The sequence below is a fragment of the Microbacterium sp. R1 genome, assembly GCF_015159725.1.
Classification (GTDB): Bacteria; Actinomycetota; Actinomycetes; order Actinomycetales; family Microbacteriaceae; genus Microbacterium; species Microbacterium oxydans.
In genome coordinates, this window is the sequence record NZ_JADDUD010000001.1 from 380,905 (window position 1) to 402,664 (window position 21,760).

Sequence of the window (21,760 nt, forward strand, 5' to 3'; positions counted from 1 at the left end):
CCGTCACCCCCCCCTGCGGAATCGTGCGCCTGATCCGTAGATCCGTGACGGTGAAGCGTCCGGGCGGGAGAACGGGGCGGTGCGAGAATTGACGGCATGAGCCCTGAGTCCTCGTCCGCCGAGCCCTTCGACCTGGCCGCCCGCGCGGCCGAGAAGCACGTGGTGGTCGTCGGCGGGGGCATCGGAGGGCTCGTCGCCGCGCGCGAATGCGCCAAGGTCGGGATGCGCGTCACCGTCCTCGAGGCCGAAGCGGCGCTCGGGGGCGCGATCCGCCGGGTCGACCTCGACGGGGTCACGGTCGATGCCGGGGCGGAGAGCTACGCCACCAGGGGCGGCCTCGTCCGCGCCCTCGTCGAGGAGCTCGATCTCGCCGATCGCATCGTGGTGCCGCAGGCCGGTGGCGCCTGGCTGGCCGGCATCCCCGGTGTCGGAGCTGCCCCGCTTCCGGCGGGCGGCATCCTCGGCATCCCTTCGAATCCGTTCCAGCCCGACGTCCGTCGCATCATCGGGTGGTCGGGTGTCTGGCGCGCATACCTCGATCGGGTGCGTCCGCCCCTCACGATCGGGCACCAGCTGAGCCTCGGGAAGCTCGTCGCGTCGCGCATGGGGGCGAAGGTGCGGGATCGACTCGTCGCCCCCGTGACGACGGGCGTCTACTCCGCGTCTCCGGACGACGTCGACATCGACGTCGCGGCCCCGGGGCTCAATGCCGCCCTGACCAGGGTCGGCTCGCTCTCCGGCGCGGTGCAGACCCTCCGCGACGAAGCCGCGGCGAAAGCTGCGGCGACAGCGCCGGAGGCCGACGGCACCGCCCCAGTCGTGGCGAAGACTCCTGGAGCTGCCGTCGAGGGCCTCTCCGGGGGGATGAGCACCCTCATCGATGCGCTCGCCGCCGACCTGAAGCGCCTCGACGCCGACGTGCGCACGGGCGTTCGGGTGCGCAGTCTCCGCAGGACGGGTGCGACGTGGTCTGTCGAGGCCGAGTCCGCGGCGGATGCGGAGCACGGCGGTGAACCGGCGCTCGAGGGTGCACCGGCCGATGAGGAGGTCGCGGCGGAATCCGCGCCACCGGTGATCGAGGAGCTCGACGCGGACGCCGTCATCATCGCGACGCCCGAGTCGACGGCGCGAGGACTCCTCGCCGCGGTGATACCGGACCTCCAGAAGACGCAGGCCGCGGCCTCGCCGGAGATCGAGATCGTCACGCTCCTCCTCGACGCCCCCGAGATCGCGTCCGCCCCACGGGGAACAGGTGTGCTCACCGTTCCGGGGAGCCACACGGCCAAGGCCCTGACGCACTCGACCGCGAAGTGGGGCTGGGTGGGGACTGCGGCGGGTTCCCGGGAGATCGTCCGCGTGTCGTTCGGAGCTCAGGGCGAGCCGGCCGCCACCGCTCGGCTGACCGACGACGCGGCGGCTGCACTGGCGCGGAGCGAGGCAGCCGCCCTGCTCGGAGTCGCCATCGCTCCCGAAGCCGTGATCGCCTCGCATCGCGGTCGGTTCGTCCAGTCGCAGCCCGCATCGATCATCGGATCCGGTGAACGGCGCACGGCCGCGCGCGCGGCGATCGAGGCGGTGCCCGGCATGGCCGTGGTCGGCGCCTGGCTTGCGGGGACAGGGCTCGCCCAGGTGATCCCCGACGCCAGGGATGAGGCCGACCGCCTCCGGCGCTTCCTTCTGTGGGACTGAGCGCTTCGACGGACTGAGCGCCATGACGGAGAGAGCGCTCCGTGTCAACCCTCTGACCCATAGATGCCGAAATCGGCATACGGGGTTACGCTGGGTACCTGGCCGCGGGGTGCGAGAGCCTGCGACCGATCCCAACCGGGCGAATCTGGCCGGACTACCGGAACAAGGTGAGGAGACCCCATGAAGGGGAAGATCGGACTCGTCGTCGGACTCGGCGTGGGCTACGTCCTCGGCACCCGTGCCGGACGTGAGCGCTACGAGCAGATCAAGACGCAGTGGCTCAAGGTGTGGCACCTCGATCCCGTGCAGGAACAGGTCACCAAGGTCAAGGGCTTCGTCGGCGACAAAGCCGCAGCCGTCCCCGGTGCGCTCTGGACCGGCGTCGTGAAGGTCGCGAAGTCCGTCAGCGGCAACGGCACGCCGGGTCAGCGCCTCGACTCCGCGATCGCGACCGGTCGTGAGGCCGCAGAAGACCTGGCCGAGGCGACGGAGGAAGCGGTCGAGGCGGCGAAGGCCACGGCTTCGTCCAGCAAGACCTCGACGTCCGCCTCTTCCAAGCCCGCCGCGAAGAAGCCGGCTGCCAAGAAGCCCGCCGCGAAGTCGGCCACCAAGAAGTCCGGCGCCTGACATGCCCCGCGGATACCGTGATCGTGCCGACGACAGTCTGCTGACTCTCCTCGGGGATCTGCCGGAACTCGTCACGAATCTGGTCAAGGCCGAGATCGACGCGGCGAAGGCGTGGATCTCGCGCACCTCGAAGGACGCCGGCATCGGTTCCGTGTGGTTCCTCGTCGCGCTGTTCTTCCTGTTCTGGGCCGTGCCGGTGATCCTGGTCTTCGCGATCGCGGGTCTGTCGTCATGGTGGCCCGTATGGCTGTCCGCGATCGCGGTGTTCGGCATCCTGATCCTCGCGGTGCTGCTGTTCGCTCTGCTGGGCGTCCTCAAGTTCCGCAAGGTGCTCGCGCGCCAGAATCCGGCTCAGGCCGTAGCCGAAGACATCCGAATCGTGAAGGAGGCCGGCGATGACGAATTCTGAGTCGCTGCCGCGCACCGCCGTCCCCGGCGGGATCGTCGACCCGGTCGCCTCGGCTCGTGCGGAGCTGAAGGCCGCCCTCGCCGCGATCGAGATCAAGGGGAACATCCCGCGCCGGGTCGAGAAGGCGTCGACGCGAGCGGTGGCCAGGGCGCGCGTGTTCGCCGACCGCAACCCGATCGGGGCGGTCGCCGCCACCGTCGGCATCGCGGCGGCGGTCGGCGGCGCGGTCTGGGCGATCGCACGCTTCATCTCGCGCTGACACGCATCTCGCACTGACACGCATCTCGCACTGGTGCGCAGCATTCCAGGATGTCGTGAGGCACCCGTCCGGGTGATTAGCGGCTCCTGCGTAAACGAGGCAGACTGGGGAGCATGATGTCCGAAGAGCGCGATGAGAACCCGTCCGGCTTCACCCTCTGGGCCGTCTGGCGACGAAACCCCGACGTCCCCGTGACGGAGAACGACTCGACCGAGCTCGAGACGATCGTCTCCTACATCGAGGATTCGGGCGTGACCGTCCGCGGCTTCTACGACGTCTCCGGGCTCAAGGCCGACGCCGACCTCATGGTGTGGCTGCACGGTGACACGGCGGAGGAGCTGCAGAAGGCGCTGCGCCGCCTGCGTCGCACCGAGTTGCTGCGCTCCCTCCTCCCGGTGTGGAACGTGATGGGCGTGCACCGCGACGCCGAGTTCAACCGTTCGCATGTGCCGGGCTTCCTCCGCGGCATCGGCCCCAAGGACTGGCTCTGCCTCTACCCGTTCGTGCGCACGCCGGAGTGGTACCTCGCCCCGGAGGAGGAGCGTCGCACCATGCTCGCCGACCACGGACGCAAGGGCGCGGCATTCAAGGGCGTGCTCGCCAACACCGTCGCCTCGTTCGCGCTCGGCGACTACGAGTGGCTGCTTCCGCTCGAGGCCGATGAGCTCACCGACCTCGTCGACATGATGCGCGATCTGCGGTACACCGACGCCCGCCTGTACGTGAAGGAGGAGGTGCCCTTCTACACGGGGCGCAGGCTCCGGTTCGACGAGATCGCGGACGTCCTCCAGTAAGCGCATGAGCACTCCCATCCGTCTCGGTACCCGTCGAAGCGCGCTCGCGCAGGCGCAGTCGGGTCATGTCGCCGCGGCTCTCGAGAAGCTGTCGGGGCGCCGGGTCGAACTCGTCCCGATCACCAGCGAAGGCGACACCAACCGCGCGTCGCTCTCCGAGATCGGCGGGCAGGGCATCTTCGCGACGCGTCTTCGCGAGGCGTTGTTCGCGGGGGAGTGCGACTTCCTGGTGCATTCGCTGAAGGATCTCCCCACCGCCATCCCTGAAGGGCTCGTGATCGCGGCGACCCCGAAGCGCGAAGACCCGCGTGACGTGGTCCTGACCCGTGACGGCACCGCGTTGCACGAACTCCGCTCGGGAAGCACCGTCGGCACCGGCTCACCGCGACGCATCGCCCAGGTCCACCGGCGAGCACCCGGCGCCGAGGTCGTCGACATCCGCGGGAACGTCGATTCCCGGCTCGCCAGAGTCGTCTCCGGTGAGCTGGACGCGGTGATCCTCGCGGCAGCCGGTCTCTCGAGGCTCGACGCGAAGTCGCCGCTCCGACGCGAAGAGCTCGGTCTCGCAGAATGGCCCACCGCGCCGGGACAGGGTTCGCTCGCGGTCGAGACCCGGGCGGACGCCCCGCAGGAGCTGCTCACGGCCCTCGCCGGTCTCGACGACACCGACACGCGTCTGGCCATCACCGTCGAGCGCGCGATCCTGCAGGGCCTGGATGCCGGGTGCCAGGCACCGATGGCCGCTCACGCCGTCGTCGACGGCTCCTCGATCCGCGTCAGGACCGTCGTGTACGCCGCTGACGGGGGTCGCCGGATCGGCCTCGACGTCACGGAAGACCTGAACGGGGAGTATATTCGTCGAAACGGCAGTGGCAATGGAGCGGATGCTGCCGATGGTGCAGACCCGATGCACGCAGCGCGCGAGCTCGGGTTCACTGTTGCCCGTCGGCTGCTCGATCAAGGGGCGGCCGGCCTCGTATCCCGAGAGCAATCCTCATGACCACTTCCGAAATCAAGCAGGACCGACCGCTGGACGGCTGGCGCATCCTCGTGCCCCGTGGCGGGCCGTGGGGCGACAGCGTCGCCGCGAGCCTGCGCGCGCTGGGCGCGGTCCCCGTCGTCGCCCCGCTCATCAACTTCGCGCCGACGACCGACCAGGCGACGCTCGACTCGGCGTTGGCGCAGCTGGCCGCCGGGGAGTTCGACTGGCTGACGGTCACGAGCGCCACCACCGTCGACGTGCTCTTCGCCCACAGGGCGGTCGTGCCGCGTTCGACCAAGATCGCCGCTGTCGGCGAGACGACCGCGGCGGCTCTGCAGGCGGTCGGCTACGAGGTCACGCTGGTCCCGGAGCAGGACAACTCCGCAGAGGGGATGGCACAGCAGCTCATCGCCCTCGAGAAGGAGCCGCGCCGCATCCTCGCGCTGCGCAGCGAGATCGCGAAGCCCGTGCTCAGCCGACTGCTCTCCGAAGCGGGCCATGATGTGCACGGTGTCGTGGCGTATCGCACGGTCGGCGTCCCGGTCACGGAGCGGATCCGCCGCGATGTGGAGAACGGTCGGATCAACGCGATCCTCATCACGAGCGGTTCGGTCGCCGAGCAGGTGCGCGAGCAGTTCCCGGAGATCCCCGACGACACCCTGCTCGCGGCTATCGGCCCCCGCACCGCGAAAGACGCGCAGCGCGCCGGGCTTCCCGTGTCGGTGGTTGCCGACCGTCAGACGATCGACGCCCTGATCGAGGCCGTCTCGCACTTCACCCTTCCGCACGCGGCCGACGAGTTCGCGCCGTGAGCTTCCCCGACGTGCGACTGAGACGACTGCGGCAGTCTCGCGCAGTGCGCGATCTGGTGCGCGAGACCTCGCTGCTGCCGGGGCAGCTCGTCCTCCCGCTGTTCGTGCGAGAGGGCATCACGGAGCCCGTGCAGATCGGGTCGATGCCCGGTGTCGCTCAGCATTCTCTCGATTCGCTGCGTGCGGCCGCGGTCGAGGCTGCGGATGCGGGGGTCGGCGGCGTGATGCTGTTCGGCGTCCCCGAGGTGCGCGACGCCCTCGGCTCGGGTGCCGATGATCCGCATGGGATCCTCAACGTCGCAACCGAAGCGCTGGCGGCAGAGGTCGGCGACGCGCTCGTCGTGCAGACCGATCTGTGTCTCGATGAGTTCACCGACCACGGACACTGCGGCGTGCTCGCGGCCGACGGCTCCGTCGACAACGATGCGACGCTCGAACGGTACACCGCGATGGCTCTCTCCCAGGCGCGCGCGGGGTCGCAGCTGCTCGGGCTGTCCGGCATGATGGACGGCCAGGTCGCCGTGATCCGCAGGGCGCTCGACAGTGAGGGCTTCACGGACACGCTCCTGCTGGCCTATGCGGCGAAGTACGCGAGCGCGTTCTACGGACCTTTCCGGGAGGCAGTGGACTCTCAGCTGAAGGGCGACCGTCGCACGTACCAGCTCGATCCGGGAAACCGTCGCGAGGGCGTGCGCGAAGCAGTGGTGGACGAGGCCGAGGGTGCGGACATCGTCATGGTGAAGCCGGCGATGGCCTTCCTCGACGTGCTCCGCGAGGTGCGCGACACCGTGAGCATTCCGGTGTGGGCATATCAGGTCTCCGGCGAGTACGCGATGATCGAGGCCGCCGGTGCGAACGGGTGGATCGATCGTCGAGCAGCCGTTCTCGAGTCCCTTCTCTCCATCCGCCGCGCCGGTGCGGATGCGGTGCTCACCTACTGGGCCACCGAAGCGGCCGGCTGGCTGCGCGACTGATTCACCGAGGAGCACTCCTTTCATGAACGACCGTAACGACGACCTGTTCTCCGCTGCCCGCGCGGTCATCCCCGGTGGGGTCAACTCCCCGGTGCGTGCTTACGGTTCGGTGGGCGGGACGCCGCGGTTCCTCGCTTCGGCGAAGGGGGCGAAGGTCACGGATGCCGCCGGCCGCGACTATGTCGACCTCGTCGCGTCGTGGGGCCCTGCGCTGCTGGGGCACGCGCACCCGGAGATCGTCGCCGCGGTGCAGGAGGCCGCAGCTCGTGGCCTGTCGTTCGGCGCTCCGACGGAGGGCGAGGTCGAGCTCGCCGCGTTGATCGCCGACCGTGTGCGGTTCGGCGAGATCCGTCCTGTCGAGCGCGTGCGTCTGGTCTCCACGGGTACTGAGGCGACCATGACGGCCATCCGCCTTGCGCGGGGCGCCACGGGTCGCGACCTGTTGGTGAAGTTCGCCGGTCACTATCACGGGCATTCGGATGGCCTTCTCGCCGAAGCAGGTTCCGGCGTCGCGACGCTCGCGCTTCCGGGGTCGGCAGGTGTCCCGGCACCGATCGCGGCGCAGACGCTCGTGATCGGGTACAACGATCCCGAGGCGCTGGCTGCGGTGTTCGCGGAGCATGGCCAGCGCATCGCCGCGGTCATCGTCGAAGCCTCGGCCGCGAACATGGGCGTCGTGGCCCCGCTGCCCGGTTTCAACCGTCTGATCGCGGAGACTGCCCACGCCCACGGAGCGTTGATGATCCTCGATGAGGTGCTCACCGGATTCCGGGTGCACCCGGCAGGGTTCTGGGGTCTGCAGGCAGCTGCGGGCGAGGACTACCTGCCGGACATCTTCACGTTCGGCAAGGTTGTCGGTGGAGGCATGCCCCTGGCCGCGCTCGGTGGTCGAGCCGATGTCATGGATCTGCTCGCTCCCCTCGGGCCGGTCTACCAGGCGGGCACTCTCTCGGGGAATCCGCTCTCGGTCGCAGCGGGTCTCGCGACGCTGCGGCTCGCGACACCGGAGGTCTATGCGACGGTGGACGCCGCATCTCTTCGAGTCTCTACCGCCCTCGACGCGGCCCTCACCGACGCCGGCGTGACGCACGCGGTGGCCACCGCGGGCAACCTGTTCAACGCCTCGTTCCGGGCGTCGGCGCCGAGGGACTACGCCGAAGCTCAGGCTCAGGAGTCGTTCCGCTACGCGCCGTTCTTCCACTCGCTGCGTGAGCAGGGGGTGGCGCTTCCCCCGAGCGTCTTCGAGGCGTGGTTCTTGACCGCGGCCCACGGTGAGGACGAGCTGCAGCAGATCGAAGCCGCTCTTCCTGCCGCGGCCGCTGCGGCCGCAGCTGCTCGTCCATAACCGCGCGTTGGTGACTGTGCGTTCGTGAGGGCGCGTCCCAGGACCGCGCGTTCGTGACCGCGCGTCCGTGTGGGCTCGTTCGGGACCGCGGTCAGACGAACATGACGCGGCGCGGTGATGCGTCGGTGTAGCACCGGCCGAGCGGGCTGGTCCACTCGATGTCGCCGCCGGGGGTCTGTCTCGCGCGCCATCGGTGCTTCTCGGCGATGTCGGGATGCTTCAGCGCGTGGTGCCCGACGCAGAAGTGGCTCAGGTTGTCGATCGACGTCGCTCCGCCCTTCGCATGGTCGTGATTATGGTCGATCTGACACCGGTGGACGGGTGTGCGGCACCCGGGGAATCGACAGTGCTGGTCTCTGGCCTGGAGATGCCGCCGCATCGCCGCCGTCGGGGCGTAGGCGGCTGTGGCCGTCACGATGCCGGCGCGGTCGAGGAAGAGGCGGGACCAGCCGCCGTTGCGTCCGGCGAGGTCGCGGGCGATGTCGGGGTGCAGTGCACCGATGCCGTCGAGCTCGGCAGGCCGTTCGTCGATTCCGGCCAGCGTCTCGGCAGCGATCGTGACCTGGATGCGGGCGTGGATGCCCTCCAGAGCTGTGCCCGCCGCGGCAGAGGGATCCGTGGTCAGGAGCAGGTCGCTGAGCAGGTCGGTGCGGACCGCATCGATGCCTCGCTCATCGGTCGGGGCGGATGGGACACCGAGTGACGGATCCGTCGTGAAGGTGTCTCCGTCGCCGAAGATGACGTGGGCGTCGACGCGTGCGTCGCCGGTGTCCGGTCCGCAGGGTGGCTCGCTGTCGTACGGGTGGCTGTTGAGCACAGGGTCTTCGCGATGGGAGTCGTCGGCTCGCAGGTCCTGCAGAAAGACCCGATCGGCGCCCGAGTCGAGGTCGTCCGAGGACAGCGCCGGTGTGTCATCGCCCGGAGAGGGATGGTCGCCTCGTGTGGCGATGACGTGCTGTGCGAGCCGGGTCAGTCGGTCGAGGATCGCGTGGGCGAGATGCTCCGGCAGCACGACCTGCAGCAGCGCGAGGCCGTCGTCGAGCGACCGCAGCGTGACTGACCGCTCCCCGTATGCCCGCCGATGGCGCTCGACCGCGGTCTCGCAGGCGAGGGACGACGCGACGCGGCGCACCATCGCGCGGGTGCGTGCGGGAGAATCCTGCTCCGCGACGACGAGTGCGGCAGTGTCGTACAGGGTGAGCGCCTCGGTGGCGGCTCGACCATCGCGAACGGCCTGCCGCACGATGGCGCCCTCGCGCACGATCTCTCGAACGTGTGCCGCACTGATCGCGCCGCGTCGGAACGCGTCTCTGACGACCGGGTGCTCGGCCTCGAGGAAGAGGGCGTCTGTGAAGGCGTACTCGATGCTGCCCTTCGACACGCGACCGGCCGCCGAGTACTCGGCGATCATCGAGCGGTGGATCGCCTCGCGGTGCTGCGGCTGCTCGTGGACATCTTCTTCCTGCAGCCGCAGACGATCGGCGAGCAGCGCAGACGCTTCTGCCTCGAGGATCGCGATGCGTCGGCGCTTCTCCACCCACGCGTCGAGCAGCGTCTCGCGCTGATCGATGTCGTTCGTGGAGGGAGGCATGAGTCGAGTATAGTACATATGTTCGAATAGAGGAAGGGGATGTGGATGACTGGTGCTGATCGACAAGGGATCGTTGCGTTCCTGTGAGCAACTTCCAGACAACTGGCAGGGCCACGCTGGCAGACTGGGGGACATGGTGACGTTGTTGCTGGACCAGACGCAACTGGAGGTCGTGCTCTCGCCGATCGAACGTGCCGCCACCTTCCACCGTGACAACCTCCGGATCGCGCGCGACACCATCGCCAAGGTGCAGCTGACCGAAGATGCCTGGACCTGGCTCCGCGGCGTGCCGAACCCCGGCACGCACATCCCCGGCGTCCTCGCTGCCGGCAGCTGGAAGGCCGCGGGCAGCCTCGACTTCGTGCTGATCCGTCGCCGTCGTCCGAGCGTCGTGATCGATCTCGAGGGCGACGAGCAGTACCGCCGTCTGATCCTCACCACGAGCCACGGGCTCGCGCTCACGCAGGCTCTGCGACTCGACGTGTCGGATGAGCCCGCCAACGTCGAGGAGATCGTGGCGACCGCGCCTGTGCCGGTCTCGAAGGGGCGCCGTCGTCCGGTCATCCGTCCTCGGCCTGCCTGACGCGAGGCGGCTCAGGATTATGAATCCACGGTAGACCCGCTTCTGAATGCGGAACGCCCTCCGGGCCGAGAGGCCGGAGGGCGTTCTTCGTCAGCCGAGTCGCTCAGTTGCGACCGTGTTCGTCGTGGCCGTGCTCGTCGTGACGGTGTTCGTCGTGACGGTGTTCGTCGTCAGGCTCGCTCTGCTCGCCGGCACCGGCGTCGGCGGTTCCGGACTGCTCGGTGCCGTGTTCGTCAGCGCCGAACCCGTCGGGCAGAGACTCCTCGGTGGGCGACTCCTCCGTGGGGGACTCCTCAGCGCCCGGCTCCTCGGCTTCGGATGCGGCGGTGTCGCCCGCCTCTCCGGAATCCGTCGATGCGGCCAGCGGCACCGTGTCGATGACACCGGTGGATGCGACGGTCCAGTGCGCGCCCTCGTCGGAGACGCCGCCCTCGCCGTGCTGCTCCTCGGCCGTCTGGTTCTCGGCGCTCAGCGGGTAATCCCTGGGTTCGTCCTCGTAGTAGGCGCGCGCAGCCGCCGCGAGCATGGAGCTCACCGCCGCGGAGCGCGGATCCTCGTCGTCGGCGGTGACAGCAGCGACATCGTCGGAGGAGTCGGAGTCGGATTCGGATTCGGATTCGTCAGAGGTGGACACGAGAGCGTCATCGTCCGTGGGGCCTGCGCCGAGCTGGTCGTCGGACTCGTCGGTGTGCGTCGATTCGGGTGCGTCGTGAAGATCGGCGAAGACCTCGACACCGCTGTGGTGCTCGTTTCCGTTCGCCGGATCCGCTGCCTGATCGCCTGCTGCCTCGGCCGGTGCGGCGGAGCCGAACAGGATCTCATCGAACGATCGTTCCGGAGACTCCTCGGAGGGTGCCTGCTCGGCCTGCGCATGCTCCGCGTCGTGTTCGGCGGCAGGAGCTTCGTCCGTCGAAGCCGAGGCGTCGGACGAAGGCACGTCCGATTCGTCCGACGTGTGCTCGGAGCGGTCGCCCGTGTCCACGGATGCGGCGAGGTCGTCGACAGGGGCCTCGCCCGCAGGGGCGGCTGCGGCCTCAGCCGCCCAGGCGGCAGCGGCTGCCACCGGGATCGCGACCACGGAGTCGGCCGGAGCCGGCCCGGCCACGGCGGTCTCCGCCGCGGTGACCTCCGCTGCGGTGTCTTCGGAAGCGGTGTCTTCGGAAGCGATGTCCTCCGCCGCGGTGACCTCCGCTGCGGTGTCTTCGGGGGCCGTCGCAGCGAGCTGCGGTGGCGTCGCCGAGATGCTCGGGGCGAACCGGCCACCTCGCATCAGGTCGATGAAGACGTCTTCGAGTGTCGGCCCTCGCTGGACGAGGGTGCTCAGGGCGATGCCCGCGTCGGCGGCGACCGCTCCCACCGTGCCGGCGTCTCCGCCGCGCACCGTGAGGCCCGAACGCAGCACCTCGATGTCGAAGCCGGCCTCCTGCAGCGCGGTCGTCAGCGAGCTACGGTCCGCGGCGTCCACGATGACGGATCCGCCCTTGGGGTCGGCGAGAGTCTCGATCCCGCTGGAGAGCACGAGCGTGCCCTTCGAGAGCACGAGCACGTTGTCGGCGACCTGCTCGACTTCGCTGAGGACGTGCGACGACACGAGGACCGTGCGCCCTTCGTCCGCGAGGCGACGCATCAGGAGTCGCATCCAGCGGATTCCCTCGGGGTCGAGTCCGTTGGCCGGTTCGTCGAACACGAGCGCGCCGGGATCGCCCAGCAGGGCGTGGGCGACGCTGAGCCGCTGACGCATGCCGAGGGAGAAGCCCCCGATGCGGGAGCCGCCTTCACCCTCGAGGCCGACCAGGGAGAGCACTTCGCCGACGCGGGCCAGGGGGATGCCGTTCGCCTTGGCGGCGATGGTCAGCTGACGCTCGGCGGTGCGTCGAGGGCGGTAGACCGTCTCCTCGAGCACGGATCCGATGGTGCGCAACGGCTGCCGCAGCTCGGCGTACGCCGTACCGCCGATGGTCGCCGTGCCCGAGGTGGCGCGCACCTGGCCGAGGAGGATCCGCAGCGTGGTGGTCTTGCCGGCACCGTTCGGGCCGAGGAAGGCGGTCACGGCACCGGGCTCCACGCGCGCGGAGAAGTCCGAGACGGCGGTCACCTCATTGAAGCGCTTCGTCACGTGCGTGAACTCGAGCACCTGTCCTTCAGGCATCCGTGACCTCTCGTCGCATTTGAACAGTTCCTCCCTATCCTGCCGGAAAAGCCTGTCGGATCCCGCATTTCGCGCGGAATACCGCCCATCCGGAAGGGGTAGCCTGGCGATCGTGACCGAATCCCACGCTGCAGACCGCGTCCTCGTCCGCACCGAAGGCGCGCTCGGACGACTCACCCTCAACCGTCCCGAGGCGATCAACGCTCTCGACGTCGACATGATCGAGAGCCTCACCGTGGCCTTGGATGCCTGGCGCGACGATACCGATGTGCAGATCGTGCTGATCGACGGGGCAGGAGAGCGCGGCATGTGCGCGGGCGGTGACGTGCGGGCCCTGCACGCGCAGATCGTCGGGGGTCACGCCGATCAGACCGCGGAGTTCTTCCGTGCCGAGTACGCCTTGAACGCGATGATCGCGGAGTACCCCAAGCCCGTGGTGGCACTGGCAGACGGCATCACGATGGGTGGCGGCATCGGGTTGGCCGGGCATGCGGCTATCCGCATCGTCACGGAGCGTTCGAAGCTCGCCATGCCGGAGACCCGCATCGGTTTCACTCCCGACGTCGGGGGGACCTGGCTGCTCGGCCGCGCTCCTGGGCGCCTGGGCGAGTACTTCGGTCTCACCGGATCCACCATGAGCGGCGCTGATGCCGTGTACCTCGGCTTCGCGGATCACTTCGTGCCATCCGACCGCCTGGACGCGTTGCGCGAGGCCCTCGCCTTCCGTGCCGATCCCACCGGTCCCAGCGAGATCGTGCTGCTGTTCGACGAGACCCCTGAGCCCTCCCAGCTCCCGGATGCGCGCGCGTGGATCGATGAGGCCTTCTCCGCCCCCACCGTGAGCGAGATCGTCGAACGCGTGAAGGCGCAGGGCACGGCCGAGGCCGCCGCGACCGCCGACCTGCTCGAAGATCTCGCGCCGACCGGCTTGACCGTCACGCTCGACGCCGTCCGCGAGGCGCGCGATCTGCCGGGGCTCCGCGCGGCGTTGGAAGGCGAGTACCGCCGCGTGCTGTGGTTCGTGAACGAGCATCCCGACCTCGTCGAGGGCATCAGAGCGCAGATCGTCGACAAGGACCGCGATCCGAAGTGGAACCCGCCCACGCTCGCCGAGCTCGCGCCCGACGCCGGCGCCCCCGCGCGCGACTACGTCCCGCAGCCCGCGCTGTTCTGAGCCGTCGGGGTCAGGAAGGGCCGTCAGAGTCTGGCCGGGCCCGGTGATCGTCGATCAAGCATCGACCGCGTCGAGGTGGCTACGGGGCTGCGGGGACACCCTTGCGCGACTGCCAGACCGTGCGGAGCACGTCGATCACATCATCCGGATCCGCTTCCACGGCGACAGCTTCATCGACCAGCTCGCGGATGCGTCGGATCACCGAAGCGGGAAGGACACCGGCTGTCTCGGCGACCCGTGTGCCCGCCGCCGTGCGAGAGACGACGAGCCCCTCGCCTTCGAGCATCTTGTACGCCCGTGCCGCGGTTCCCGGCGCGACTCCCAGGTCGCTCGCCGTCTGCCGCACGGTCGGCAGCCGCTCGCCGGCGCCGAGCTGCCCCGAGACGATGAGGCCGCGGAGCTGTCGGTAGATGTCGAGCGCCGGATTGCCGTCGTCCGCCATCGACAGTCGAGGGGTCGGGGTCACTGCGCGGTCTCCCGGTCGATCGAGAGCTCGGCGGCGTCCGCCGGTTCCGCGTCGTGCCCCGGTGGGCACAGCTGCGCGCTCACGAGGAGCAGCAGGACGAACGCCACGATCTCGACCGCCGGGGCCAGCCACCCGCCGACGACCGCGACCTCTCCGTATCGCCAGACGGCTTCATAGGAAGCGTTTACGCCGTCGCCTTGGATCGTGAGCGTCGTTCCGGAACCCGCTTCCGCGATGAAGCGCCACGCCCCCGCCAGTGCGAGAAGCGCACCTGATGTCGCGACCCGGGTGATGCCCGTCGCGATGTCGCGGCGTTCATGCTGTTCGGCGAGGACGGTCTCGGGCCGCAGGAACGGGCGAGCCGCGCTGGCGTGCAGCGCGGCGACGACCACGGCGACGAGTGCGGCGGTGCAGACGAGGACGGGGAGACCGTACGCCCACCCGTAGAACCAGGGTCGGATCGGATCGATCGTCTCGTTGGGGACGTCGATCTCGAGGAACACGTACGGACCGCCGTCGATGTTCGAGGAGGCGAGCCCGGCGAGAACCGTGGTGGCCGTGAGCGCGAGGATCGACGCGGCAGCGCACGCCGACGCGATGGGCGAGGTGAACGTCAGCCAGGTGCGCCGGGCGGAGACGACCGGACGCTCCGGGGAGGAGGTGCCTCTCGTCGCGATGAGGGCGATCAGGACCGCCACCCCGACACCGGCGATGAACACGGGCAGGGCGTACCGCCACCAGGAGACGACGCCGTTGAGATTCACCGCGTAGCCGGAGACGAGGCTCTCGGTGATGACGACCGCGATCATCGTGAGGGCGACGACGCCCAGAGCGCGGTGCTCTGGCGAGTATCGCGCCGACACCCTGTCGGATGTGGTCGTCGCGAACCGTGCGCGGTTCGCCGTGCGTGCTCTCCAGAGAGGAGAGACGGAGATGCCGATCGCGATGAGCGCGGCGAGGATCAGGGAGACCCAGGGCATCGAGAGGAGGGTGAGTGCGAGCCCAGGGTCGGGCAGTGATGGGTCTGTCGCCATCCAGTCGGTGGTGACGAGCGGAGATGCGGTGATAGCGAGCATGAATGCTCCTCTCTTTGTGTCACATGTTTATCACAAGTTGTACCGGTGGTTGAGTACAAAGTTCTGGACGGCTGTCGTTCGCACTTGTTCGTCCGCGTGCAGAAACCGCAGATCGGACGGGGAAGTGGTTCGCTGTGAGCGAAGGTCCACCATGAGGGGGATACGAATGTCCGCGGATCGTGGCACTCTGTCTTGTGGCCGATTGTCGGTCGGCATCCGTCTGCCGAGAAATCCGCCGCTTCATCCTTCCTAGAAAGTCCGCCTGTGCTGGGAAAAATCCTCTTCCGTTATCTCTCCCGATACCGATGGCTGCTGCTCGCCGTGCTGGTCTTCCAGCTCGCCAGCGTGGCAGCCACCCTCTACCTCCCGCGCCTGAACGCCGACATCATCGACAAGGGCGTCGCCCGGGGCGACACCGGCTACATCTGGAGCACCGGTCTGTTCATGCTCGCGGTCTCGCTGGGGCAGATCATCGCCTCGGTCACCGCGACCTACTTCGCCGCGCGTGCAGCGATGGGTGCCGGGCGCGACATCCGCGCCGACGTCTTCGGCAAGGTCAGCGGCTTCTCCGAGCGTGAGGTGTCGCAGTTCGGTGCCGGTTCGCTCATCACCCGCAACACGAACGATGTGCAGCAGGTGCAGATGCTGGCCATGATGGGCGCGACCATGCTCGTCACGGCACCGCTGCTCGCAATCGGCGGCATCTTCTTCGCGGTCCAGACCAACGTCGGACTCAGCTGGCTGATCGCCGTCTCGGTGCCGCTGCTGCTCATCCTGGCTGCCCTCGTCATCGGCCGCATGGTGCCGCTGTTCCGCAGCTACCAGGGCAAGCTCGACAACGTCAACCGCATCATGCGCGAGCAGCTCACGGGCGTCCGCGTGGTGCGGGCGTTCGTGCGCGAGCGCATCGAGGAGGAGCGCTTCCGCGGGGCGAACACCGACATCATGGTCGTGGGCCGCAAGGTCGGCTCGCTCTTCGTGCTGCTGTTCCCGCTGTTCATGCTCATCCTCAACGTCACGGTCGTCTCGGTCATCTGGTTCGGCGGCATCGAGGTGAACAACGGCACGGTGCAGGTCGGCACGCTGTTCGCCTTCATGCAGTACATCGGTCAGATCATGGGCGGCGTCATCATGGCGAGCTTCATGGCGATGATGATCCCGCGCGCGGCGGTCTCGGCCGAGCGCATCGGCGAGGTGCTCGACTCCGAGTCCACCCTCGTGCGTCCGGAGAACGGAGTCACCGAGTTCCCGGTCCCCGGATCCGTGGCGCTCGACGACGTCGAGTTCACCTACCCCGGAGCCGACTCCCCGGTGCTCACGGGCATCAGCTTCGCCGCGCAGCCGGGTGAGACGGTCGCGATCGTCGGCTCCACCGGTTCGGGCAAGACCACGCTCATCTCCCTCATCCCTCGGCTCTTCGACGTCTCGGGCGGATCCGTGCACGTCGGGGGCACCGATGTGCGCGAGGCCGACGTCGAGTCGCTGTGGGACAGCATCGGCCTGGTGCCGCAGCGTCCGTTCCTCTTCACCGGCACCGTCGCGTCGAACCTGCGCTACGGCCGCGAGGAGGCCACGGACGAAGAGCTGTGGCACGCGCTCGACATCGCGCAGGGTCGTGACTTCGTGGAGGAGATGCCGGACGGTCTCGATTCCCGCATCGCCCAGGGCGGCACGAACGTCTCCGGCGGTCAGCGTCAGCGGCTCGCGATCGCCCGCGCGATCGTGCACCAGCCGAAGATCCTCGTCTTCGACGACTCGTTCTCCGCTCTCGACCTGACAACAGACGCGCGGCTCCGCCAAGCGCTGTGGCGGGAACTCCCGCACGTCACGAAGATCGTGGTCGCCCAGCGCATCTCCACCATCACGGATGCCGACCGCATCGTCGTGCTCGACGGCGGCACCATGGTGGGCGTCGGCACGCATGAGGAGCTGCTCGAGACGAGCGATACCTACCGAGAGATCGTCGAATCGCAGCTGGGGGTGGACGCATGAGCGCGCAGAACGACGACCAGCGCAAGGCCAAGCGGGGCCGCGGCAAGGCAGCTTCGTCCGTCGCCGAGGTCGAGCTGACCGCCGAGGAGAAGTACGAGGCCGAGCTCGCCGAGCAGGCGCGTCAGAACTCCGGCGACTGGGACAGCGTCGCACCGGGCAAGGCCGACAACTTCGGCCCCAGCTTCGCGCGCATGATCGGGCTGCTGAAGCCCTCGGCCATCTGGTTCGTCTTCGTGTCGATCCTCGGCGCGATCGGCGTGGTCCTGACGGTCGCAGCGCCCAAGGTGCTCGCCGAGGCGACCAACCTCGTCTACAAGGGCTTCATCTCCATCCAACTCGGTCAGCCCACCGACGGCTTCCCCGGCTTCCCCGCCGGCACGTCGCAGGACGTGGTGGTCGACGCGCTGCGGGCAGGCGGACAGGACGACTTCGCGAACCAGGTCGGCGCGCTGGGAGACTTCACGGTCGGCCAGGGCATCGACTTCGACGCGCTGCGGCTCGTCATCGCCGCCGTGCTCGGCATCTACGTGGCCGCCGCCTTCCTCACCTGGATCCAGGGTTACGTCATCAACGTGATCATGGTGCGCACCATGTGGCGACTGCGCGAATCGGTCGAGGCGAAGATCAACCGCCTGCCCCTGGCGTACTTCGACAAGGTGCAGCGCGGCGAGCTGATCTCGCGCGTCACGAACGACATCGACAACATCACGCAGACGATGCAGCAGTCGCTCTCGGGCGCACTCACCTCGGTGCTCACCGTGATCGGCGTGCTCGTGATGATGTTCTCGATCTCATGGCAGCTCGCCCTCGTGGCCCTCATCACGCTGCCTCTCATGGGCGTGATCTTCGGCATCATCGGACCGCGGTCGCAGAAGGCCTTCGGCACGCAGTGGCGCAAGGTCGGGCGGCTCAACGCCCGTGTCGAGGAGGCGTTCTCTGGCCACGCGCTGGTGAAGGTCTTCGGTCGCGAGAAGGACGCACTGGACAAGTTCCAGGACGAGAACGAAGAGCTGTTCCAGGCGAGCTTCAAGGCGCAGTTCCTCTCCGGCATCATCATGCCGGCGATGATGTTCGTCGGGAACCTCAGCTACGTGGGCATCGCGGTGCTCGGTGGTCTGATGGTCGCCAACGGTCAGCTCCGCCTCGGTGACGTGCAGGCGTTCATCCAGTACTCGCAGCAGTTCACGCAGCCGCTGTCCGAGCTGGGCGGAATGGCCGCTGTCGTGCAGTCCGGCACCGCCTCCGCCGAGCGTGTGTTCGAACTGCTCGACGCCGAGGAGCAGGAGGCCGACGACGCCGATGCTCCCGAGCTCGTGGAGGGCAAGGGCGTCATCGAGTTCGAGAACGTCGCGTTCTCGTACACGCCGGATCGTCCGCTCATCCGTGATCTGTCGTTCCGGGTGGAGCCGGGTCAGACCGTCGCGATCGTCGGTCCGACCGGTGCGGGCAAGACGACGCTGGTCAACCTGATCATGCGCTTCTACGAGCTCAGCGGTGGACGGATCATGCTCGACGGGCAGGACATCGCCGAGGTGACCCGCGACGAGCTGCGATCGCGCACCGGCATGGTGCTCCAGGACCCGTGGCTGTTCGCCGGCAGCATCCGCGAGAACATCCGCTACGGTCGCTCGACCGCGACCGATGAAGAGGTCCTCGCCGCAGCCAGGGCCACCTACGTCGACCGCTTCGTGCACGCCCTCCCCGAGGGATATGACACGGTGCTCGACGAGGATGCAGCGAACGTGTCGGCCGGTGAGCGTCAGCTCATCACCATCGCGCGGGCGTTCGTCGCACAGCCGTCGATCCTCATCCTCGATGAGGCCACGTCGGCGGTCGACACCCGCACCGAACTGCTGCTGCAGCACGCGATGGCCGCGCTCCGAGAGGGGCGCACGTCGTTCGTGATCGCGCACCGGCTGTCGACCATCCGCGATGCCGACCTCATCCTGGTGATGGAGCACGGCGACATCGTGGAGAAGGGTACGCACGACGAGCTCATCGCCGCGCAGGGCGCCTATTGGCGTCTGTACCAGTCGCAGTTCGAGCAGGCCGCGACCGACATCGACGCCGAAGACGCTCTCACGGGAACGACGCCGGTCGTCGTCACCGGCGAAGCGGGCGACACCGATGCTGCGGGCGCGGAGGCTGCAGCCGCTGTGGCCGGCGCGTCCGTCGGCGCACAGGTGCCGGCAGTCGAGACGGCCGCGGCGCAGGCCCTGCTGGAAGACGGCGCTGACGGCTCCGATCACCGCTCCTGACCTACGGCATCAACGCACGACGCCCCACCGCCGCTCACGCGGGGTGGGGCGTCGTCGTAGGCGATCGCCGGGGAGTGCGTCAGGGCTGGTCGGCTCTGATCCCGAGCAGCTCGAGCGGGTGGGTCAGACGCCACCAGGGACTCGGCCCCTCGACATCCGCGGCCAGCACCAGCGGAGTCGTCGTGGTGTTGACCGGTCCTGCCGTGGTCAGCGTGCCCACCGTGTCACCCTGTTCGCGTTCTTCGCCGAGGTCGAAGGCGGTCGCGGCGGTCGCGGTCGCGCTGTTCCAGAGCACCACATCGGCGTCGGATTCGGTGATGACGTCGACCTGCTCGCCCCACGGAGTCGTGACGCTGCCGACCACGGTGTCCTTCGCGACGGCCGGCGCCTGCGCTTCCAGTGCGGATTCCGCCTCGGCGAACAGGGAACGCGTGAGAGCGAGTCGCTCGTCGTCCCCGGCTTGATTCAGCGCCGCGGCGAACAGGTGCACCGTGGTGTCACCGATCACGAGGTCCTTCGCGGTGAGAAGGTTCCAGCCGACCAGGGTGCCGGTCTTGATGCCGACGACACCGGGATCGTCGAGCATGCCGTTCGTGTTCACGACGGTGCCCGCACCCGGGAGGTCGACGGACTTGGTGCCGACGATCTCGGCGAAGACCGGGTTCTGCATCGCACGCTCGCCGAGCGCCACCAGGGCCTCGGGCGTGGCCACGTTGCGCTCGTCGAAGCCGGAGGGGGTCACCACGGTGATTCCGGTCAGGCCACGTTCGCGCAACCACACCTCTGCAGCCCTCGCGAACTCGCGCTCGGAGCCCCAGATCTCGGTCGCGAGCCGATCGATGTAGTTGTTCGCGGAACCCATGAGCGTCCCCTGCAACAGCTGGTACTCCGTGAGGACTCCGCCGATGGGCACGTCGAGGGCGGACTGGTCACTGCGCCGGTAGTCCCAGTACTTCACGCTGTCGGCGCGGGTGAACGAGAACTCGGGTCCTTGCTCCCCGACAGCGAGCGGCATGCGGTCGAGCACCATCAGACTGCTGACGACCTTGGTGATGCTCGCGATGCTCACGGCGTCGGGCACCGAAGCCGCCGTCGTCATGCCCGCGATGCCGACGGCACCCGCACCCTCGGTCGGCCAGGTCACGGCGGCGGCAGCGGCGGGAGTCGTCGCGAACTCGACCGACTGCACCGTCGGCGGCACCTCGTGGAGGGGCCAGAGCAGTGTGGTGCCGGCGTAGACGGCGACGAGACCGGCGAGCGTGGCCAGCGGGACCAGGACACCCGGGCGGGCGATGGCGGGGCGAAGACGCGCACCGCGCAGCAGACCGCTCGATCGCTCGGCCTCCGAGGTGTCGTCGAGAGTGGCCGTGGCGGTGTGCTCGGCGACGGTCGCGGCGTCCACCCAGGTGAGAGCGGTGGCCGTCGTGGTGTCGTCGGCCCACTGGGGCGCGGCTGTCTCCGACGCGGTGAGTTCGCCGGAAGGATCCGGGACCGTGCGGTCGCGAGGGATGAACGGCGGCTTCGTCAGCGCGGGGGTGGCCGGTTCCGGGGCGCTCACGGCCTCCGGTGGAACGACGGGCTCCGGGTCTACGACCGTGTCCGGGGCACCCACTCGAGTCGACGTCTGCTCGGCCGTCAGCACCGATCCGCCTGTCGCGGTGTCGGCGGTGTCGGCGGGGGCAGGGCCGTCGTCGCCGACGACGCCCGTCGCCTCGTCGGCGGGATCTGATGCGGTCACTCGTTTACGGTACCCAATCCCGCGCGTGTTCCGCGGCGCCGGGCCCTGTCGCCACGGGGGTGTCGCCGACGGTAGGATCGTCAGCACAACCACGGGAGTCCGGCGAGCCGGGCTGAGAGGGAGCGAATCGCGCTTCGACCGTCGAACCTGATCTGGGTCATGCCAGCGCAGGGAGGAGTTCAGATGAGTACGCCCACGTCCGCATCCACGCAGCAGGCATCCGCCGCCGCACAGGATCCGCACCGCACATCGATCTGGCGCTGGCGCGTCGTCGACATCGTCGTTGCCGCCGTCCTCGGCGTCGCGATCGGCCTCGTGTTCTGGGGATGGAACACGATCGGCTACGCCTGGTTCGGTGCGGCCGATGCTCTGACGCCGGGACTGGGCGGTATCGCCGTCGGCATCTGGCTGCTGGGCGGCGTCGTCGGCGGCCTCGTCATCCGCAAGCCCGGTGCGGCGCTGGTCGTCGAGCTCGTCGCAGCGATCGTGTCGATGCTGATCGGCAACGTGTGGGGCGTCTCGACCGTACTGTCCGGCATCGTGCAGGGACTCGGCGCGGAGATCATCTTCGCCCTCTTCTTCTACCGGCGCTTCGGAATCGCGGTCGCAGCGCTCGCCGGTGTCGGTGCAGCGGTGGCTGCCTGGGTGTTCGAGCTGTTCTACGGCAGCTCGCCCAACATCCTGAAGTCCGTCGAGTTCAACACGATCTACCTGGTCAGCGTTGTCGTCTCCGGGGCGATCCTGGCGGGTGTCGTCGGTTGGCTGCTGGTGCGCGCGTTGGCGGTCACCGGTGCACTGAACCGCTTCGCCGTCGGGCGAGAGCACGTGCGCGAGGTCTGACC

Annotated in this window: 19 protein-coding genes and 1 riboswitch; of the genes, 14 read left to right on the forward strand and 5 right to left on the reverse strand. The window is 68.9% G+C overall.

Features of this window, described 5'->3' with window-relative positions:
• The first annotated feature begins 96 nt into the window (after window positions 1–96).
• From ILP86_RS01805 to ILP86_RS01845, 9 genes are all read left to right on the forward strand, one after another.
• Window positions 97–1,689: an NAD(P)/FAD-dependent oxidoreductase gene (locus tag ILP86_RS01805; protein WP_193761241.1), complete on the forward strand. Its 1,593-nt coding sequence runs from the start codon at window positions 97–99 to the stop codon at window positions 1,687–1,689.
• Between the two features lie 180 nt (window positions 1,690–1,869).
• A complete protein-coding gene (locus ILP86_RS01810; protein ID WP_046747488.1) occupies window positions 1,870–2,316 on the forward strand; it encodes a hypothetical protein in 447 nt (148 codons plus the stop codon).
• A gap of 1 nt (window position 2,317) precedes the next feature.
• On the forward strand, window positions 2,318–2,725 hold the full coding sequence (locus ILP86_RS01815) for a phage holin family protein (protein WP_046747489.1): 408 nt from the start codon (window positions 2,318–2,320) through the stop codon (window positions 2,723–2,725).
• Window positions 2,712–2,984, forward strand: a complete 273-nt coding sequence (locus ILP86_RS01820; RefSeq protein WP_046747490.1) for a hypothetical protein — start codon at window positions 2,712–2,714, stop codon at window positions 2,982–2,984. The genes ILP86_RS01815 and ILP86_RS01820 overlap by 14 nt, the downstream gene beginning before the upstream one ends.
• A 113-nt stretch (window positions 2,985–3,097) precedes the next feature.
• On the forward strand, window positions 3,098–3,778 hold the full coding sequence (hemQ, locus tag ILP86_RS01825; RefSeq protein ID WP_046747491.1) for a hydrogen peroxide-dependent heme synthase: 681 nt from the start codon (window positions 3,098–3,100) through the stop codon (window positions 3,776–3,778).
• A gap of 4 nt (window positions 3,779–3,782) precedes the next feature.
• The gene (gene hemC, locus ILP86_RS01830; RefSeq protein WP_058631692.1) at window positions 3,783–4,778 is read left to right on the forward strand and encodes a hydroxymethylbilane synthase; all 996 of its coding nucleotides are present in this window, start codon (window positions 3,783–3,785) and stop codon (window positions 4,776–4,778) included.
• Window positions 4,775–5,572, forward strand: coding sequence for a uroporphyrinogen-III synthase (locus ILP86_RS01835; protein ID WP_046747493.1), 798 nt, complete (start codon window positions 4,775–4,777; stop codon window positions 5,570–5,572). Before hemC ends, ILP86_RS01835 begins: the two co-directional genes overlap by 4 nt.
• On the forward strand, window positions 5,569–6,546 hold the full coding sequence (hemB, locus tag ILP86_RS01840; protein ID WP_193761242.1) for a porphobilinogen synthase: 978 nt from the start codon (window positions 5,569–5,571) through the stop codon (window positions 6,544–6,546). The genes ILP86_RS01835 and hemB overlap by 4 nt, the downstream gene beginning before the upstream one ends.
• Window positions 6,547–6,568: 22 nt before the next feature.
• Entirely contained in the window at window positions 6,569–7,891 is a 1,323-nt protein-coding gene (locus ILP86_RS01845; RefSeq protein ID WP_193761243.1) for a glutamate-1-semialdehyde 2,1-aminomutase, read from the forward strand.
• A gap of 91 nt (window positions 7,892–7,982) precedes the next feature.
• On the opposite strand, the gene ILP86_RS01850 is transcribed toward ILP86_RS01845, so the two are convergent.
• Window positions 7,983–9,482: an HNH endonuclease signature motif containing protein gene (locus ILP86_RS01850; RefSeq protein ID WP_193761244.1), complete on the reverse strand. Its 1,500-nt coding sequence runs from the start codon at window positions 9,480–9,482 to the stop codon at window positions 7,983–7,985.
• Between the two features lie 133 nt (window positions 9,483–9,615).
• Here ILP86_RS01850 and ILP86_RS01855 point away from each other — a divergent pair, with 133 nt between their 5' ends.
• Window positions 9,616–10,065: a hypothetical protein gene (locus ILP86_RS01855; RefSeq protein ID WP_046747664.1), complete on the forward strand. Its 450-nt coding sequence runs from the start codon at window positions 9,616–9,618 to the stop codon at window positions 10,063–10,065.
• A 103-nt stretch (window positions 10,066–10,168) separates the two neighbouring features.
• Here ILP86_RS01855 and ILP86_RS01860 read toward each other — a convergent pair whose 3' ends face one another.
• Complete coding sequence (locus ILP86_RS01860; protein WP_193761245.1) at window positions 10,169–12,214, reverse strand: ATP-binding cassette domain-containing protein; 2,046 nt, start codon at window positions 12,212–12,214, stop codon at window positions 10,169–10,171.
• A gap of 112 nt (window positions 12,215–12,326) precedes the next feature.
• On the opposite strand from ILP86_RS01860, the gene ILP86_RS01865 reads away from it, so the two are divergent.
• Window positions 12,327–13,388: an enoyl-CoA hydratase/isomerase family protein gene (locus ILP86_RS01865; protein ID WP_193761246.1), complete on the forward strand. Its 1,062-nt coding sequence runs from the start codon at window positions 12,327–12,329 to the stop codon at window positions 13,386–13,388.
• Window positions 13,389–13,467: 79 nt separating this feature from the next.
• Here ILP86_RS01865 and ILP86_RS01870 read toward each other — a convergent pair whose 3' ends face one another.
• Together ILP86_RS01870 and ILP86_RS01875 are read right to left on the reverse strand one after the other, a co-directional pair.
• Window positions 13,468–13,854, reverse strand: coding sequence for a GntR family transcriptional regulator (locus ILP86_RS01870; protein ID WP_308431870.1), 387 nt, complete (start codon window positions 13,852–13,854; stop codon window positions 13,468–13,470).
• Window positions 13,851–14,930, reverse strand: a complete 1,080-nt coding sequence (locus tag ILP86_RS01875; protein WP_193761247.1) for a hypothetical protein — start codon at window positions 14,928–14,930, stop codon at window positions 13,851–13,853. The genes ILP86_RS01870 and ILP86_RS01875 overlap by 4 nt, the downstream gene beginning before the upstream one ends.
• Before the next feature lie 264 nt (window positions 14,931–15,194).
• Between ILP86_RS01875 and ILP86_RS01880 the strand changes: the two genes are divergently transcribed.
• Window positions 15,195–16,922 (forward strand): ABC transporter ATP-binding protein, encoded by a 1,728-nt coding sequence (locus ILP86_RS01880; RefSeq protein WP_193761248.1) that lies wholly within the window; start codon window positions 15,195–15,197, stop codon window positions 16,920–16,922.
• Window positions 16,919–19,180, forward strand: coding sequence for an ABC transporter ATP-binding protein (locus tag ILP86_RS01885; RefSeq protein WP_058631686.1), 2,262 nt, complete (start codon window positions 16,919–16,921; stop codon window positions 19,178–19,180). Before ILP86_RS01880 ends, ILP86_RS01885 begins: the two co-directional genes overlap by 4 nt.
• Window positions 19,181–19,259: 79 nt before the next feature.
• On the opposite strand, the gene ILP86_RS19865 is transcribed toward ILP86_RS01885, so the two are convergent.
• Window positions 19,260–20,918, reverse strand: coding sequence for a D-alanyl-D-alanine carboxypeptidase family protein (locus ILP86_RS19865; RefSeq protein ID WP_193761249.1), 1,659 nt, complete (start codon window positions 20,916–20,918; stop codon window positions 19,260–19,262).
• A gap of 81 nt (window positions 20,919–20,999) precedes the next feature.
• Window positions 21,000–21,109: riboswitch (TPP riboswitch) on the forward strand.
• Here ILP86_RS19865 and ILP86_RS01895 point away from each other — a divergent pair.
• Window positions 21,102–21,758 carry an ECF transporter S component gene (locus tag ILP86_RS01895; protein ID WP_046747499.1) on the forward strand — a complete coding sequence of 219 codons (657 nt, stop codon included), beginning with the start codon at window positions 21,102–21,104 and terminating at the stop codon, window positions 21,756–21,758. It overlaps the preceding riboswitch by 8 nt.
• Window positions 21,759–21,760: the final 2 nt, after the last annotated feature.